This window comes from Pseudomonas sp. TWI929 (assembly GCF_039673335.1).
Lineage (GTDB): Bacteria > Pseudomonadota > Gammaproteobacteria > Pseudomonadales > Pseudomonadaceae > Aquipseudomonas.
This window is the reverse complement of the sequence record NZ_JBDJLK010000015.1, coordinates 77,679-93,269: the sequence shown is the minus strand read 5'-3', so window position 1 is coordinate 93,269 and position 15,591 is coordinate 77,679. Positions and strand designations below refer to the sequence as shown.

The window sequence follows — 15,591 nt, the reverse complement described above, 5'->3', positions numbered from 1 at the left end:
GGATATTGCTGGGGCTGCTGCGCAGCCCAATCGCGACGCAAGGCCGCTCCCACAGGTATCGCGCAGCCTTTTGAAATCGTACACAAATTGCTACCAACGCACCCCGCAAGCTCGTTCCAAAGTAGCATTCGGCCCCGTCGCCGCCCGTGCATTAATGCTTCTACCGGAATCACCCGGTACCCAGAAGAGGATTGCCCCATGTGGACCAAACCCGCCTTTACCGACCTGCGCATTGGCTTTGAAGTGACGATGTATTTCGCCAATCGCTGATGTCCCTCCGGCCATCGCTGCGGTGGCCGGGTCTCCAGCCTGCAAGCACCTGTGAACCTGATCGATCGCCAGCAGGCCCTGGCATTGGCCCGTGGCTTTCGCCTGTGTTGGCAGCCGCACCAGGCCTGTCATGTGCTGCTGTTCCCCGGGGGCATCATCGAACTCAACGCCAGTGCCGGCTGGGTACTCGAATTGCTCGACGGCCAGCGCAGCGTGGCCGCGATCATAGATTGCCTGGCCGGGCGCTTCCCGGGGGTGCCGGGGCTCGACGAGGATGTATTGGCGTTTCTGGAGGTGGCCCGCGCCAAGTCCTGGATCGAATGATCCGCTGCCCCGCTTTGGTCTGGTTGCTTTCGCTGCGGGATGCTTTACGCTGGCGGTTACCTTCCAGAACAATAAGAACAGGCTTTCCGATGAGCCAGAGTTTCAGCCCGCTTCGCAAGTTCGTTTCGCCTGAAATCATCTTCGGTGCCGGCTGCCGGCACAATGTCGCCAACTACGCCAAGACCTTCGGTGCGCGCAAGGTACTGGTGGTCAGCGACCCTGGCGTGATCGCCGCCGGCTGGGTGACGGACGTGGAGGCCAGCCTGCAGGCCCAGGGTATCGACTACTGCCTGTACAGCGCCGTATCGCCTAACCCGCGGGTCGAAGAGGTGATGCTCGGCGCCGAAATCTACCGGCAAAACCACTGCGACGTGATTGTCGCCGTCGGTGGCGGCAGCCCGATGGATTGCGGCAAGGCCATTGGCATCGTGGTCGCCCACGGGCGCAGCATTCTCGAGTTCGAAGGCGTGGACATGATCCGCCTGCCCAGCCCGCCGCTGATCCTGATCCCAACCACCGCCGGCACTTCGGCGGACGTGTCGCAGTTCGTGATCATTTCCAACCAGCAGGAACGCATGAAGTTCTCCATCGTCAGCAAGGCGGTGGTGCCGGATGTGTCGCTGATCGACCCGCAAACCACCCTGAGCATGGACCCGTTCCTGTCAGCCTGCACCGGCATCGATGCGCTGGTGCATGCCATCGAGGCCTTCGTTTCCACTGGCCACGGCCCGTTGACCGACCCCCACGCGCTGGAAGCCATGCGCCTGATCAATGGCAACCTGGTGGAAATGATCGCCAACCCGACCGATATCGCCCTGCGTGAGAAAATCATGCTGGGCAGCATGCAGGCGGGGCTGGCGTTCTCCAACGCCATTCTTGGCGCGGTGCACGCCATGTCGCACAGCCTGGGCGGCTTCCTCGACTTGCCACATGGCTTGTGCAACGCCGTGCTGGTGGAGCACGTGGTGGCGTTCAACTACAGCTCGGCGCCGGAGCGTTTCAAGGTGATTGCCGAGGTATTCGGCATAGACTGCCGCGGCCTCAACCACCGGCAGATCTGCGGGCGCCTGGTGGAGCACCTGATCGCACTGAAGCACGCCATCGGCTTCCATGAAACCCTGGGCCTGCACGGGGTGCGTACGTCCGACATTCCGTTCCTGTCGCAACATGCAATGGATGACCCGTGCATTCTCACCAACCCCCGTGCGTCGAGCCAGCGTGATGTCGAGGTGGTTTATGGCGAGGCCCTCTGACGAGCAGCAGCGGGCGCTGGTCGGGCTGCTGGGGCTGGGTGACCACTCAGCGCGCAAAAGCCATTACCCGGAGCTGTCCGCCCGTCTGGACGAGCTGGAGGCCGAGCGCAACCGTTACAAATGGCTGTTCGAAAACGCCGTGCACGGCATTTTCCAGGCCAGCCTGCAGGACGGCATGCGTGCCGCCAACCCCGCGCTGGCGCGCATGCTGGGCTACGACGACCCGCAAGAAGTGCTGTTTTCCCTGACTGACCTGGCGGCCAACCTGTTTGATGGTGGTGCCGAAGAGCTGCAGGCGATCACATTGATCCTCGCCCGTGAGCGCAGCCTGCACGGTTATGAGACCCGCTTGCGGCGCAAGGACGGCAGCCACCTCGATGTCCTGATGAACCTGCTGCTAAAACCTGGCCAGGAAGGGCTGGTGGAGGGGTTTGTCGCCGATATTACTGAGCGCAAGCAGGCCCAGCAGCGCCTGCAGCAGCTCAATGACGAACTGGAGCAACGGGTCGCTGCGCGTACTGATGAATTGCTTGAGGCCCGCGATGCTGCCGAAGCCGCCAACCGCAGCAAGGACAAGTACCTCGCTGCCGCCAGCCATGATTTGCTGCAACCGCTGAACGCCGCCCGCCTATTAATTTCGACCTTGCGCGAACGGCCGTTGCCGGAGGCCGAACAGGTGTTGGTAGAGCGTACTCACCAGGCCCTGGAAGGTGCCGAGGACCTGCTGACCGACCTGCTGGACATCTCCCGCCTGGACCAGGCAGCGGTCAAACCGGACGTGGCTGTGTACCGACTGGACGAACTGTTTGCGCCGCTGGTGTCGGAGTTCCGTTCTGTGGCCGACGCCGCTGGCTTGAAGCTGCATGCGCGCATCGCCGACTATGCGATCAGCACTGACCTGCGGTTGCTGACGCGCATCCTGCGCAACTTCCTCAGCAACGCCTGCCGTTACACCGACGAGGGTCGAATCCTGTTGGGCGCACGGCGTCGCGGCGAACACCTGCGCCTGGAGGTGTGGGATACCGGGCGGGGCATTGCACAGGATCGGTTGCAGGCCATCTTCCTTGAGTTCAACCAGTTGGACGTTGGCCGCGCGGCGGATCGCAAGGGCGTGGGCCTGGGCTTGGCTATCGTCGAGCGGATCGCCAAGATTCTTGGCTACCGGATAGAAGTTCGCTCGTGGCCTGGGCGTGGCTCGATGTTCAGCATCGAGGTCCCGCTTGGCAAAGAGGTGCCACTGGCCGCCCACCAGGCTGTGCCGCTGCCAAGCGCCGGCAACCCGCTACCGGGCCGACGCCTGCTGGTGCTGGACAACGAAGTGAGCATCCTCGAAAGCATGGGCGCGCTGCTCGGGCAGTGGGGCTGCGAGGTGGTGACGGCAACTGATCAGGAAGGCGCCTTGCTGGCCCTGCAGGGGCGGGCACCGGAACTGATCCTGGCGGACTTTCATCTGGACCACGGCGTTGTCGGCTGCGAGGTGGTCAGGCATTTGCGCGCGCATTTTGCCGCTGCCATTCCTGCCGTGATCATCACTGCCGACCGCAGCGATCAGTGCCGGCAGGCCTTGCAGGAACTGGGTGCACCCCTGCTGAACAAACCGGTGAAGCCGGGGAAACTGCGGGCAGTGTTGAGCCAGTTGCTTGGGTAGGCCTATTGCCAGATCTCGAGCATGATTGCGCCGCGATTGTTCCAGTACATCAGCGCCGCGTCGTTGGCGAACACTTCAAGCCTGCCGCTAGCCGGTGCACGCCAGCCTGCGGCCCACCGGCTGCCGTCGCCGATAGGGAAAAAACTGGCTTCGGCGTGGTCGATTGCGCCTATCAAGGTGAACCAGCGCGCACCGTCCACATTACAGCGCATGGTGGCCTTTACCCAGTTCAGGTAGGGGCGGTCATAGCCGTTGGCGTCGCAGCGGATCGAGGCGTCATGCCATGTGCCAGTGGCGCGGAAGTAGTAGCGCGCCCCTTGCACCAGGCTCACATCGGTGTTCACCCAGCGTTCGCAACAGCAGACTGCCAGGCGCGCTAGCAGCTGTGTCGCGCCTGGCGGTGGTTGCATGGCATTGTCGTTCATTGCGCTCTTGCGTACCTCCCTTGGCTTCTGACCGGTCAGTAGTCCAGCCACTCCAGTTCAGCGATCAAGCGTTTGCCGGTGATACGTGTCAGCACAAAGGTCATCACTTCGATATTGTTGTCGAAGGAGCCATGTGATGAAGGTATCTGCTGCCCGTCTCGCGTGGTCCGCACCCACGGCGACGTCCAGATGCGCAGCCGGTCAGGCTTCGCTGGCCAGTTCGCCAGCCACTTTTGCACGGCGGGCAGGGCGCTTTCATCCCACTGGTCTTTGTCGTTGGCGTAGCGCGGGTCCAGGGCCCGAGCCATGCCTAGCAGGGGTTGCTTGCGGATGTCCTCCAGTGCTCGCGATACCAGGTAGAGCAGCGACTTGCCATACGCAGGGAAGCCAGGTGTGGGCAAACCGTCTGCTTTCTCGTTCTCGTCGCTTAGTACATCCAGCCACACCTGGTCCAGCTTGAGTACGCCTCTGGCATGCGCATTCAAGTAACGCTCAATGGCGAATCCGGATGAACAGGCTGCCGCGAACAGCTGACAGCTCTGAACCTTCAACAGTCGGGCAGGGTTGCTACCGAGTCTGTCCAGTAGGTGGCCAAGCAGTATCGAGCCTGCGGAATGGCCAACAACGTGCAGCTCCAGCTTGGCGCCCTGGGCCTGCAAGGTGTCGGACAGTGCCAATAGGGCGTTGGCTACCAGGTCCAGGCCGTGCCCAGGCCGAGCGCTGTCACGCGCATTGCTGCGCATTTGCGACCAGATCCCGGTGCCCAGTACATGTGCCAGTGCCTCTATGGCGCGGTCCTTGCTGTCCTCAAGCAAGTCGCCAAGCCCGGCTGCTCGGTCAATGTCTGCCCCGAACAGTTTGTGCAGCCAGTCTTCCGCCATGTTGGCGAGGGTTTCGCCGGGGCCGGTCTTCCAGGTGATGAACAGCGGATACACGCCATTGGCGAGAAAGCAGGGGGCTAGGACGCGAATCCGCCGGATTGATTCGTCTTCATTGTTCAGCCCGCCATGAGCGTAAATCATCAGCTGCAGGGTGTTCTGTTGCCCTTGTGTCGCGAGCCAGGCAAGTGGCCGCTCCGCGACTATTTCTTGCACAAGGCCTGCGCGATCCAGTGGGCCCCGGGTGAAGTCCGAAGGTACGATCTCGCCATCGTTACCGGTGATCAAGGTCAGTTCGTAGGCGCGCTGAGTGGCTATTGGCTGATAGCGTGGCTCGTTGAACGGATGGTCGAATGGCCAGGGATCATCTGCGGGATTGGCCGCTACACGCGCTGAGCGATCGAGGCTGGTGAGCGACCTCCCAGAGCCCACGCGAAAGGCCGATGTGACCTGCTCACGCACCGTAGATGCACTACCCTTGGCCTTGGCCGGTGTGGTCAGCGTCAAGGGAACACCTAACGCACAAGCCCAGGCATCGGTGCCGTAGACCACCCAGTCCTCGTAAGGCAGCACTGCGAAACCCGAGCAGCCCCAACGAGTGCCCCAAGAGTTCTGTACCACGAAGCCACGATGGTCATAGCCAACGAGGGCGAATGCATGTCGGCCAAGCCCAGGTTGTTGTGCCGCTGGAATGACCGGCAGACCCTCGTGGCTCTTGGGCACTGACGCCGCGCGTTTGCGCATCAGGGTATCCCAACCATCATGGATGCTGGCGGACACATAGACTGCGCCGATGTTCACAATGGCGGCTTGCAAGTCAACGACGGACTTGCGCTCGATGCGATAGTAGACCCCCAGCGGCCTGCGCGGTGCGTCGCTGTCCCAGCCGGGTAGCGGCCTGATGAATGCTTTTGTGGAAAACGGCCAGAGTGCGTCACTGCATACGCCGTGCTTGTGCCAGCCCTTCAGGGCACCCCGACAACTTGACCCTTCGTAGTCGTCACCCGGCCACTCATCGTAGCGCCGGGCCAATTCGTAGAGCATTCGCGGGCTGACGGGTTCGAACTGGCCGCTGTGCTCTGTGCGCTGCAGATACTGCAGCCAAAGCAGGTAATTGACGACGCTGGCGAGCCCAAAGCCGGTACAGGCCCCCTCGGCGCCTTGGTCCAGAACAAGGCCTTGGGCCACATAGCTCTTGATGGCGCCTGTCAGGTTGGCCTGCAGCGGCCAGCAAGGTGGCAGGGAACGTAATGGAGGCGTGTAGAGCAGGTCGCGAAAATCCAGGCGGTCGGGGCGGGCATCCAGCAGCCGGCCAGCGATCGGTGTGCGATTGGTTGGCGGGGCGGGCTTTGGCGGGTCTTTGATGGCAGGCTCGGACTTGGCAGGTTTTACTTTGGAACCAGCCTTGGCTTTCGTCTGATTGGCCGTACTGCTTCTAGACTTGCTCATGCTCGTTACTCCTTGACAAGCTCAAGGTCCGAAGGTGCTTCAACGGCTGCTACTTCAGGGAAAACAGATCGCCTTCGACACTCCGTTCGCCACGTTTTCGACGCTCTGCCACTGCGTCATAGACGATCAACACAACTTCCTCACCCTCTGTACCCACATCAAACAGGCACATGCCTTCAGCATGATCGTCACCCTGGCCGAAAGGCACTTGCAGTGCCGTCTCCAATTGCTCGGCAAACACCACGGATTCCGCCTCGGCAGGAAAGCCGCCGCGCCAGCGAAACACTGTTACCGGTCCATCCAGGTCCATGGTCGGCCCAGCCAGAATCAACAGGTTCTTACCGCTGACGCACAGGTCACGCACGCCCAAACCATGCAGTGAGAAGAAGTGTTTCCGGTAGCTTCGGCCATCGGGCCCGATTTTCTTGAGCACCAGCGTGTCCGTTGAGCCGCTATCGAGTTCAGGCTCGATCTCCAGCAACACCGCCCACCCACGTAACACTGGCCCTCGTAACCCCAAAAACAGCCGCGAACCGATGACTGCCAAGCCTTCGATATCGAAACCGTTGTCCTTGCCCGGAATACGCAGGAACTCTCGTAACTGATCATCTTTGGCAATTTCCCGCATCAAGTCGTTGCCAAGCGTGTTGCCACGTAGCTGCGCTGCCGTACGCCCATCTGCAGCTACCACTCTGGCGAGTTCCTGGCTGTCGTGCTGACGCTCCACGGGAATGCGCGCCAACAGGAAACGGTTGCCGTCCGGCACAATCGTCGATAGACGCTTGATGTTCTTTTCGGCAGGCTTGTCGGGCTCGGCCTTCTTGCGCTTGAGGCTGTGGGAACCCACCAGCCATAGATAATGCTGGTCGTAGGCTAATCCCTCGATATCGATTTCCTCGTCTGGATCAGCTACGGGTAGGTTCAGGTACTCCATGAGCGGGAACGTCTTGTGCGCATCGCAGATCACTTCTTCACCGGGCGCAGCGGGCTTGATGCTCAAGCGTTCCAGGCTTGTGGTTTCGTCATTGGCTACCCAAAGCATGTGGTCAATGCGCAGGGCGACCGACAGGCCATCGCGTATCGATGCCAGCGCCTGGTCAAAATTCAAAATCACGGCATTGCTTCGGGTGTTCATAAACGTACTCCTGCCTTGTAAAGGGGGAGGCGGCCATGCTGTTGTCGAGGCTAGTGGTTGGCCTACGACAATCAAGCCGCTTCGCTAGCATTTTTTCTCACAGGCGCTAGAGCAGGGGGGTATAACCCACCGACGCGCTCATGGAGCGGCGGCCCACAAACAGCGGAACAGAGCAATCAAAGGTAAGTCCTGAGTTTGGATCCAGTTGCCATAAAAAACTTACTGTTCGGTCAGTTTAAAATAACTTAGCAAACTAACTAACATGACTAAAAATACCGCTTGTCGGTACTTTTGCTCGAAAAATGAACGATTTGAGCAGTGCTGACTCTGATTTTCCAGCAGGTGCGCTTCTCGTAGTTTGCACTTCGCGCCATCCCCGGAAAGTAATGGACGTTCAACCTCATCTGCATCGTCGGGATGCACGTGGGGATTTTTTTTACTTGAATATTGGAGCAATGCCATGCCCAATCGAGGCTCATCGGGTGAGCCATTGCCTGTGTGAAATAACAGTCTGCTGTTTAACTTAACGATATGAATTTGGTCTTGCCGTTGCGATCAAGGCGTTCGCACGCCTGTTGCAAGACCATCTAGCCTCAAGTATTACGTGGAGAATTCGACGTGGAGATCAATACAATTATTAGCCTGTTCGGGCAGAAAGAATCCATGGAAGTGGTGCGGATGTCGGTAATTTATATTCATTTGCTGGCTTGCTGCATCGCGATCGGCCTCGTGTTTGCGAGTGACGTTGAAATGGTCAAGGACTTATTGAAGGGCCATAAACAAGGCGGGCACGACAGTACCCATATGGCGCGTTTGCAGAAGTCTGTGTCCAATGCCTTGATATTCTTGTGGCTGACCGGTGTTGCGGTAATTGGTGTTGATTACCTGGAAAAAGGCATGAACTATTTCGCCAATCCAAAACTTCAGGCGAAAATCATTATTGTGTTGTTGCTGACCTTCAACGGCATGTTGTTGCATCGCTATGTATTGCCTGCCCTGCTCAAAGCGGGCTCGTTACTCGACCTGAATGTTGGCGTGCGCACGTTCGCCCTGTTCTCCGGCGCCTTGTCGGGTGTGTCCTGGTTGTATGCGGCAATGCTTGGCGTCTGCCGGCCCCTGGCCTGGAAGTACTCGTTGACCGAGTTGCTGCTGGCCTATCCGGTCTTGATCCTGCTCGGTTTTGCGATGATGGCCGCACTGACCCAATGGGCACGAAAACGCCGTCAGGCCAAAGCGACGAAAGCGCCTGCGTGGCCACTGGCGGGTATTCCTTGCTGATTGCCTGAAGTACGCCGCAATACCGCTCCCGCAGGTGCTCTGCAAGTCTTGAAGGCTGAGGAGACCCTGTGGGAGCGGGTTTACCCGCGAAGAATTTAACGCGGTGCATGGCACCGGCTGCGCCGGTGTTCGCGGGTAAACCCGCTCCCACAAAGTCACTGCCAAATCAGTTAGTTATGTGCGGTTCTATGAGAGCGGGATTACCCGCGAAGAGGCCGGCTCAGGCACAAGAGTTTTCGGGGTGTATGAACAATGACCACAGTTCAAAACCTTGAACCGACTGACCGGGCACTATCCACGAGCCAGTCGATCAGCACCTTTAGCCGTTCGGGCATCGCGTCATGATGTGGGTGAACCAGGTAGTAACCGTAATTGGACGTGTCCAGAAAACCACCAAAAGGCAGAACCAGTTCACCCTTGTCAATGCGCTCCGTTACCAGCTGTTCTCGGCCAATGGCGATGCCAACGTGATTCAGCGCGGCAAGCGTGCAAAGGTCAGAGCGATCGAATGTAAGGAACCTGCCCGGTAGGGGAATATCGGCCCCCGTGTAGCTGGCCCACAGCTGCCACTCCGCATCGAATGCAGCATTGTCCCACGCCGCTACATCATGCAATGCGGTGCAGCGCCCCAACTGCTGCAAGTCGCCGGACAACGCGTGGGTTTCTGCGTAATGGGGAGAACAGACCGGGGCTATCCGCTCGCTCATCAAGTGAATGCTCGCGAGCCCTGGGTGATGGCCGTCCGAGTAACAGAGGACCAGGTCGATCTTGCGTGTCCGGTAATCGATGCTCTCGTTACCCACCCGGATATCCAGCTGGATATCCGGGTACCGGGAGGTGAACTGTGCAAGCCGTGGCACCAGCCAGCATTGAGCGACTGATGGGCGAACATACAGCGTCAACTGGCCTGCAATCTCGCCGTGAGCGCGTTCCTGAACCGCTTCGTTGAGCTCATCCATCGTGCGCTGCATGACCGCGAACAGGCGTTCACCGTCCTCAGTCAGGCTTACTTTGCGCGGCATGCGATTGAACAGCCTCAACGACAACTCACGTTCGAGACGATTGATGCGATGGCTCACGGCGCTTGCCGTAAGGCACAGCTCATCCGCCGCGCGGGCGAAACTCAGGTACCGCGCAGCTACCAGGAATACATGCAAACTGCCCAGGTGAGCGCCATTGAGCTTCATTGCGGCGCCGCCGCCGGGCTTGTTCATTCAGCAATCCTTCCGCACAGTTCACGGGCCGCTGTCAGGCGCGCGCCTGCAGGGCGCGACCTTTCGCCAGGTAAGCATCAAACTCGGTTGCTGGAACCATGCTTCCGCCCGTTCCCCATACAAGGTGAGTGGCATGTTGCAGCTGGGTTGGGGTATAGCCCAGGCGCGCCAGGTACTCGCCGGATTGTAATACACGTGCCATGCCGGGTACGCCTGCAAGCGCAGAAGGTTCGAGCTTGACCTTGTCTTGCTCAAAGGCAACCACCATGAGGCGGTAAAGCGCTTCGTCAGTAACGGTGTAGTAGCCATCGATCAGCCGCTGCATGGCCTTGCCGACAAACCCCGACGGGCGCCCGACAGCAAGGCCGTCGGCGGCGGTGATGTTGTCGATGCCGAAGTCTTGCACGCTGGTTTCATCGTGCAGGCCGGTGTAAACACCCAGCAGCATGCAGGGGGAGTGGGTGGGTTCGGCAAAGATGCAGTGCACGGCGTCACCGAACACCAGCTTCAAACCGAACGCGACGCCGCCAGGGCCCCCGCCAACACCGCATGGCAGGTATACAAACAGTGGATGGTCTGCGTCCACCTTGATGCCGGCCTGGTCGAACTGTCGAGCCAAGCGCTCAGCGGCGACGGCATAGCCCAGAAACAGTTGTGGGGAGTTCTCGTCGTCAACGAAATAGCAGCCAGGATCGGACGCTGCCTGCTGGCGGCCTTGCTCGACGGCAACGCTGTAGTCCGACGCGTGCTCAACGACCGTTACGCCGTTGGCGCGCAGCTTGTCCTTTTTCCACTGCCTGGCGTCGGATGACATGTGCACGCTCACCTGGAAGCCCAGCTTCGCGCTCATGATGCCGATCGACAAGCCCAGGTTACCGGTCGAGCCCACGGCGATCTTGTACTGGCTGAAGAACGCGCGCGCCTGATCGCTCGCCAATACGGTGTAGTCATCGCAGGGCGCGATGAGGCCGGCCGCCAAGGCCAGGTCCTCAGCGTGCTTGAGTACCTCATGTATGCCGCCGCGGGCCTTGATGGAGCCCGAAATGGGCAAGTCGCTGTCTGCCTTGAGCCACAGGCTACCCACGTTCTGCAGTGACCCTTCCTCGACAAGCAGCTGGCGAAGCTGCGGCAGTGGGGTGATGTGCGACTCGATAACCCCGCCCGTAGCTGCCGTTTCGGGGAACACGGTGGCGAGGTAGGGCGCGAACCTCTGCAGCCGTTCGCTCGTGGCCTTCACATCGTCAGCCGTCAGGCCCACGTCGAGCAGTGCTTCTGACGCCTTGGCAATGCCGGGGTTGAACCAGTTGGTCTGTTTCAGGGCGACGAGGTCGGCGATGATCGGGTGGCTTTGTTGCCAGGCTTCCAGGGTTTTTCCGTGAATCATGATTTCACCTGTAATGCAGTCTTTGCAGAGTAGATCAGACAATTTTCGAAAGGAGCAGGGTCAGGCACAAAGCGATTACCGAGGCCAGCACCGTACCCGCGGTGAATTTCTTCAGCGCATCGCTCAGGGACAGGCCCAGGTATTCCTTTACTACCCAGAATGCCGAGTCGGTGATGTGCGTCCAGCCGATGGCACCGGCACCGATGGCGATTACCAGGATTTCCCGGTTGTATTCGGGGTGTTGGCCAAGCATCGGCATCACCATGCCGGCGGCGCTGATCATCGCGACCGTGGCCGAGCCAACCGCAAAGTGCATGATCCCGGCGATCAGCCAGGCGAGGATGATCGGGTTGAGCTGAGTCTGGTTGAGCACGTCGGCCAGCGCCTTGCCGATGCCGCTGCCCACCAGCATGTCGTTGAAAGCGCCACCGGCACCGATGATCAGCAGGATGCCGGCCAGGGGCGGGAAACAGCGCTGGGTCAGGATGAGCAGCTGTGCCATGTCCAGGCCACGACGCAGGCCCAGCGCCCAGTAGGCAAACACCACCGACAGCGCCAGGGCGATCAGCGGGTTGCCCAGGAAGGCCACCCACTCGTACAGCGCGGTGCCCTTTGCCAGAACCGTGATTGCCAAGGTCTTGCCGACCATCAGCAGCAGCGGCAACAGTACGGTGGCGAGGGTGATACCGAAGGCCGGCAGTGGCTGGTCATCTGCCTGGACCTCGGTACGTGCCGAAAGGAAGGCCTGTTGCGCTTGCGTCGCGCCACGCTCACAGGCGAAGCGCACCCAGACCGGGCCGGCGATGATGGCAGTGGGCAGGCCAACGATCAGGCCGTACAGGATGACGGTACCGATATCGGCATTGAGCATGCCGGTAATTGCCGTAGCGGCCGGGTGCGGCGGCAGAATGCAGTGCACCACCATCAGCGAGGTGGCCAGCGGCACACCGAGGTACAGCATGCTGATGCGGGTTTGCCGGGCGACCACGTAGATCAGCGGAATCAGCAGCACGAAGCCGACCTCGAAGAACACCGGGATGCCGGCGATGAAGCCCACCAGCATCATTGCCCATGAAGCATTGCGTTCACCCAGCAGGTTCAGCAGTGTGGTGGCGATGCGCCTGGCCCCACCCGATTCTTCCAGCAGTTTGCCGAGGATGCTGCCCAGGCCGATGATGCCGGCGAGAAAGCCCAGCGTGCTGCCCATGCCTTTCTCGAAAGCGGCAACCATGGCCGTCGGCGGCATGCCGGTGCCGATACCGACCACCAGGCTTGCGCAAAGCAGGGCGAGGAAGGGGTGGACTTTGAGCTTGCTGATCATGACCACGATCAGGAGTATTGCAGTGCCCAGAACGATTAACGAGAACGTTGGAGTCATGTTGTAGTTATCTCTGTCGCTGATCGCTTCCGTGCGAGCTTCTTGTTGGTTTCCAGCCATTAGATTTCAGCGACTTGATCGACTCAAACGATCACTCCTCACCCCACAGGTGAGCCTGTGTCATGCATGACTGATGTGTTGCCTGTACCGGCCCTATCGCCGGCAAGCCGGGCTCCCACAGGGATCTGGGCTGTGCCACGGCCCCTGAGGCTTACGCGTTACCTGTGGGAGCTGGCTTGCCGGCGAAGAGGCCATCTCAGCGAGCAGAGATTTCGGGGAGATTTGGCTACCTTTCCCGAGGCACCGGTACAACCCTACGTATGCAACTGCTGGGACTGCTCACGATTTTCCCGATTGCATCGGGCGCTTTCGCAAAAGGGCCCGCTTACAGTGTGCAAGCGTGTTCCAGCCTGTACAGGCAACTTCAGATTGATGCATGAATACCCAGCGCCACCAGCTTGCCTGTACTAGGGTGGAGACTACCTGTCGCGTGCAGCGCGGCGATTGACGCGCTTGCCTTTATAACCAATACAAAGCACCGACAGGGCCAGCAGAATTGACCGTGGAGTGAGCGCATGGGCTTGAGTGCACAGGTAGTGCGGTGGGGGCGGTTGTTTGTCAGGTTCGGCGTGTTGCCGCTGTTACTGTGTGGCCTTGGCTTGAGCGGCGCTGTAGCAGCCGATGGCCAGTTGCCAAAACAGGCGCAGAACCGCGAAGGCTACGCCGATGCGGCCAGCTGCCAGGCTTGCCATGCCGAGCAGGCAAAGCAATGGCAGCATTCCGACCATGCCTGGGCGCTGCGTGACGCCAATGCCGCCAATGTGCTGGGCAATTTCGCTGACGTGCGCTATGACCAGGATGGGGTCAAGGCACACTTCTATCGCAAGGGCGACAGCTACTTCGTCAACATCGAGGGTGAAGATGGCAAGCCCGGCGATTTCAAGGTGCTGTATACCTTCGGCTATCAGCCTTTGCAGCAGTATCTGGTGGCGCTGTCGCGAGGCCGGCTGCAGGCACTGACCATTGCCTGGGACAGCCGCCCGGCGGCAGAGGGCGGGCAACGCTGGTTCTCGCTGTACCCGGGCCAGCGCTTTACACCTGACGACCCCCTGCACTGGACCGGCCGTTACCAGAACTGGAACGGCATGTGCGCCGATTGCCATTCGACCCGGCTGGTGAAGCACTACGATGATGCCAAGGATAGCTTTACCAGTACCTGGCAGGAGAAAACCGTCGGCTGCCAGGGCTGCCATGGCCCGGGCCAGGCGCATGTCGACTGGGCACAGAAGAACCCTGGTAGCTCGCCCGCACAGGGCCTGGCCGTGGATTACAAGGCATTAGGCAGCCAGGGCCTGGTCGAACAGTGTGCCTATTGCCACAGCCGCCGGCAGGGCCTGGGTACCGGGCAATTACCGGGTCACCCGCAACTGGACCAGAGCCTGCCAGCTACCCTGCGCAGCGGCTTGTACCATGATGATGGCCAGATCGACGGTGAGGTCTACGAGTACGGCTCGTTCAGCCAGAGCAAGATGTTCGCGGCAGGTGTCGGCTGCACCGACTGCCACAACCCGCACACGACCAAGGTGCGCATCGAAGGTAATGGCTTGTGCCTGCAATGCCACAATACCCAGCCGAATACGGCCCGCTTCGCCGGGTTGCAAGCCAAGGACTACGACAGCCCCGAGCACCATCACCATGTGGCGGGCTCGCCGGGTGCCCAGTGTGTCAACTGCCATATGCCCGCCAAGAACTACATGGTGGTCGACCCGCGGCGCGACCACAGCCTGCGCATTCCGCGGCCAGACCTCGCCGCCCAGGGCAGTGGGCCGGATGCCTGCACCAGCTGCCATCAGGACCGCAAGCCGGAATGGGCCGCGACCGCCATCGAAGGTTGGTTCGGCACGCCCAAGCGCCCGGCCCATTATGGCCAGAGTTTCCACGCGGTCCGTGAAGCCCCAGGCACGACCCTGAGCCGCCTGGGCTATGTCCTCGCGGACAAAGGCAACCCGGCGATTGTCCGGGCCACAGCTGCCGACCAGTTGGCGGACCTGGGCCCTGCCGCAGCCAGCAACTTGCGTTGGGCCCTGCAGGACAAGGACGCGTTGGTGCGCGCCTACGCGGTGGCCGGCTTTACCAGCCTGCCGCCAGAAGAACGCCTCAAACCCTTGCTACCGCTGCTCGAAGACCCCGTCCTGGCAGTGCGCGACGAGGCCGTACGGGCGTTGGCGGACGTGCCTGCCGAACAACTGCCGGAAGCCAACCGCACGTCTTTCAAGGCCTTGCTTGACGATTACGAGCAGCGCCTGCGCAGTAACGCCGACCTGCCGGGCGGGCGCTTGAACCTGGCGGTGCTGATGCAGCGCCAGGGCCGTGACGAGCAGGCCATGGCGCAGTACCGGCAAGCCTTGCATATGGACCCGTACTTCGTCCCGGCCAGGGTCAACCTGGTCACCCTGGCCAGCGGCAGGCAGCAATGGGACGCTGCCGAGCAACTGCTGCGTGAGGGGGTGGCACTGGACAAGATGCCGGCGGCCGACCGCGGCAACCTGGCCTACATGCTTGGCTTGCTGCTGGTTGAACGCGGCAAGCTTGACGAAGCGGTGGGCTGGATGGAGCAGGCCGCCGTGGCACTGCCGGGCAATGCCCGTATCCGCTACAACCAAGGCCTGCTGCTGTCGCGCATGAACCGCCGTGAAGATGCCCTGCAAGCTCTGCGCAGTGGTTTGCAACAAGCGCCGGAAGATGCCGACTTGCTGTATTCGTTGATCTACCTGCACGCCTTGGCTGGCGAGCGCGAGCAGGCCTATGGCTATGTCCAGCGTATGCGCCAGGTGGTACCGGACGACCCACGCCTGCAGGCCATCGAGCCGTATTGGCAGAAAGGTCGGTAATGGGGCAGGGCAATCGGCATGTTCTCTTCACGACAACCGATTGCGCTTGGGGCAAGTGCAACTA

Annotated in this window: 13 protein-coding genes; 6 read left to right on the top strand and 7 right to left on the bottom strand. The window is 60.7% G+C overall.

The features are described from left to right. Positions 1 to 198 precede the first annotated feature (198 nt). The 4 genes from pqqA to ABE456_RS09495 all read left to right on the top strand — a co-directional run bounded on the left by pqqA (position 199) and on the right by ABE456_RS09495 (position 3,495). Positions 199 to 270 (top strand): pyrroloquinoline quinone precursor peptide PqqA, encoded by a 72-nt coding sequence (gene pqqA / locus ABE456_RS09510; protein ID WP_003253598.1) that lies wholly within the window; start codon positions 199 to 201, stop codon positions 268 to 270. Positions 271 to 321: 51 nt separating this feature from the next. Continuing rightward, a complete protein-coding gene (pqqD, locus tag ABE456_RS09505) occupies positions 322 to 594 on the top strand; it encodes a pyrroloquinoline quinone biosynthesis peptide chaperone PqqD (protein WP_346643672.1) in 273 nt (90 codons plus the stop codon). An 89-nt stretch (positions 595 to 683) separates the two neighbouring features. Further along, the gene (ercA, locus tag ABE456_RS09500; RefSeq protein WP_346643671.1) at positions 684 to 1,847 is read left to right on the top strand and encodes an alcohol dehydrogenase-like regulatory protein ErcA; all 1,164 of its coding nucleotides are present in this window, start codon (positions 684 to 686) and stop codon (positions 1,845 to 1,847) included. Then, a complete protein-coding gene (locus ABE456_RS09495; protein ID WP_346643670.1) occupies positions 1,831 to 3,495 on the top strand; it encodes a NahK/ErcS family hybrid sensor histidine kinase/response regulator in 1,665 nt (554 codons plus the stop codon). The genes ercA and ABE456_RS09495 overlap by 17 nt, the downstream gene beginning before the upstream one ends. 2 nt (positions 3,496 to 3,497) lie before the next feature. Here ABE456_RS09495 and ABE456_RS09490 read toward each other — a convergent pair whose 3' ends face one another. The 4 genes from ABE456_RS09490 to ABE456_RS09475 form a co-directional block, all read right to left on the bottom strand. After that, the gene (locus ABE456_RS09490; protein WP_346643669.1) at positions 3,498 to 3,920 is read right to left on the bottom strand and encodes a hypothetical protein; all 423 of its coding nucleotides are present in this window, start codon (positions 3,918 to 3,920) and stop codon (positions 3,498 to 3,500) included. 35 nt (positions 3,921 to 3,955) lie between these two features. After that, positions 3,956 to 6,247 (bottom strand): C1 family peptidase, encoded by a 2,292-nt coding sequence (locus ABE456_RS09485; protein WP_346643668.1) that lies wholly within the window; start codon positions 6,245 to 6,247, stop codon positions 3,956 to 3,958. Positions 6,248 to 6,296: 49 nt separating this feature from the next. Further along, positions 6,297 to 7,382 carry a DUF3616 domain-containing protein gene (locus ABE456_RS09480; RefSeq protein ID WP_346643667.1) on the bottom strand — a complete coding sequence of 362 codons (1,086 nt, stop codon included), beginning with the start codon at positions 7,380 to 7,382 and terminating at the stop codon, positions 6,297 to 6,299. A 219-nt stretch (positions 7,383 to 7,601) separates the two neighbouring features. Continuing rightward, positions 7,602 to 7,844 (bottom strand): hypothetical protein, encoded by a 243-nt coding sequence (locus ABE456_RS09475; RefSeq protein ID WP_346643666.1) that lies wholly within the window; start codon positions 7,842 to 7,844, stop codon positions 7,602 to 7,604. 201 nt (positions 7,845 to 8,045) lie between these two features. Here ABE456_RS09475 and ABE456_RS09470 point away from each other — a divergent pair, with 201 nt between their 5' ends. After that, complete coding sequence (locus ABE456_RS09470; protein ID WP_346643677.1) at positions 8,046 to 8,660, top strand: hypothetical protein; 615 nt, start codon at positions 8,046 to 8,048, stop codon at positions 8,658 to 8,660. Positions 8,661 to 8,923: 263 nt separating this feature from the next. Here ABE456_RS09470 and dsdC read toward each other — a convergent pair whose 3' ends face one another. Genes dsdC through ABE456_RS09455 form a run of 3 tightly spaced genes read right to left on the bottom strand, consistent with a single transcriptional unit; the run spans position 8,924 to position 12,636 of the window. Continuing rightward, positions 8,924 to 9,874: a DNA-binding transcriptional regulator DsdC gene (gene dsdC / locus ABE456_RS09465; RefSeq protein WP_346643665.1), complete on the bottom strand. Its 951-nt coding sequence runs from the start codon at positions 9,872 to 9,874 to the stop codon at positions 8,924 to 8,926. Between the two features lie 34 nt (positions 9,875 to 9,908). Further along, a complete protein-coding gene (locus tag ABE456_RS09460; protein WP_346643664.1) occupies positions 9,909 to 11,258 on the bottom strand; it encodes a D-serine ammonia-lyase in 1,350 nt (449 codons plus the stop codon). A 34-nt stretch (positions 11,259 to 11,292) separates the two neighbouring features. Beyond that, the gene (locus ABE456_RS09455; protein WP_346643663.1) at positions 11,293 to 12,636 is read right to left on the bottom strand and encodes a gluconate:H+ symporter; all 1,344 of its coding nucleotides are present in this window, start codon (positions 12,634 to 12,636) and stop codon (positions 11,293 to 11,295) included. A 575-nt stretch (positions 12,637 to 13,211) separates the two neighbouring features. Between ABE456_RS09455 and ABE456_RS09450 the strand changes: the two genes are divergently transcribed. After that, complete coding sequence (locus tag ABE456_RS09450) at positions 13,212 to 15,527, top strand: tetratricopeptide repeat protein (protein ID WP_346643662.1); 2,316 nt, start codon at positions 13,212 to 13,214, stop codon at positions 15,525 to 15,527. Positions 15,528 to 15,591 lie beyond the last annotated feature (64 nt).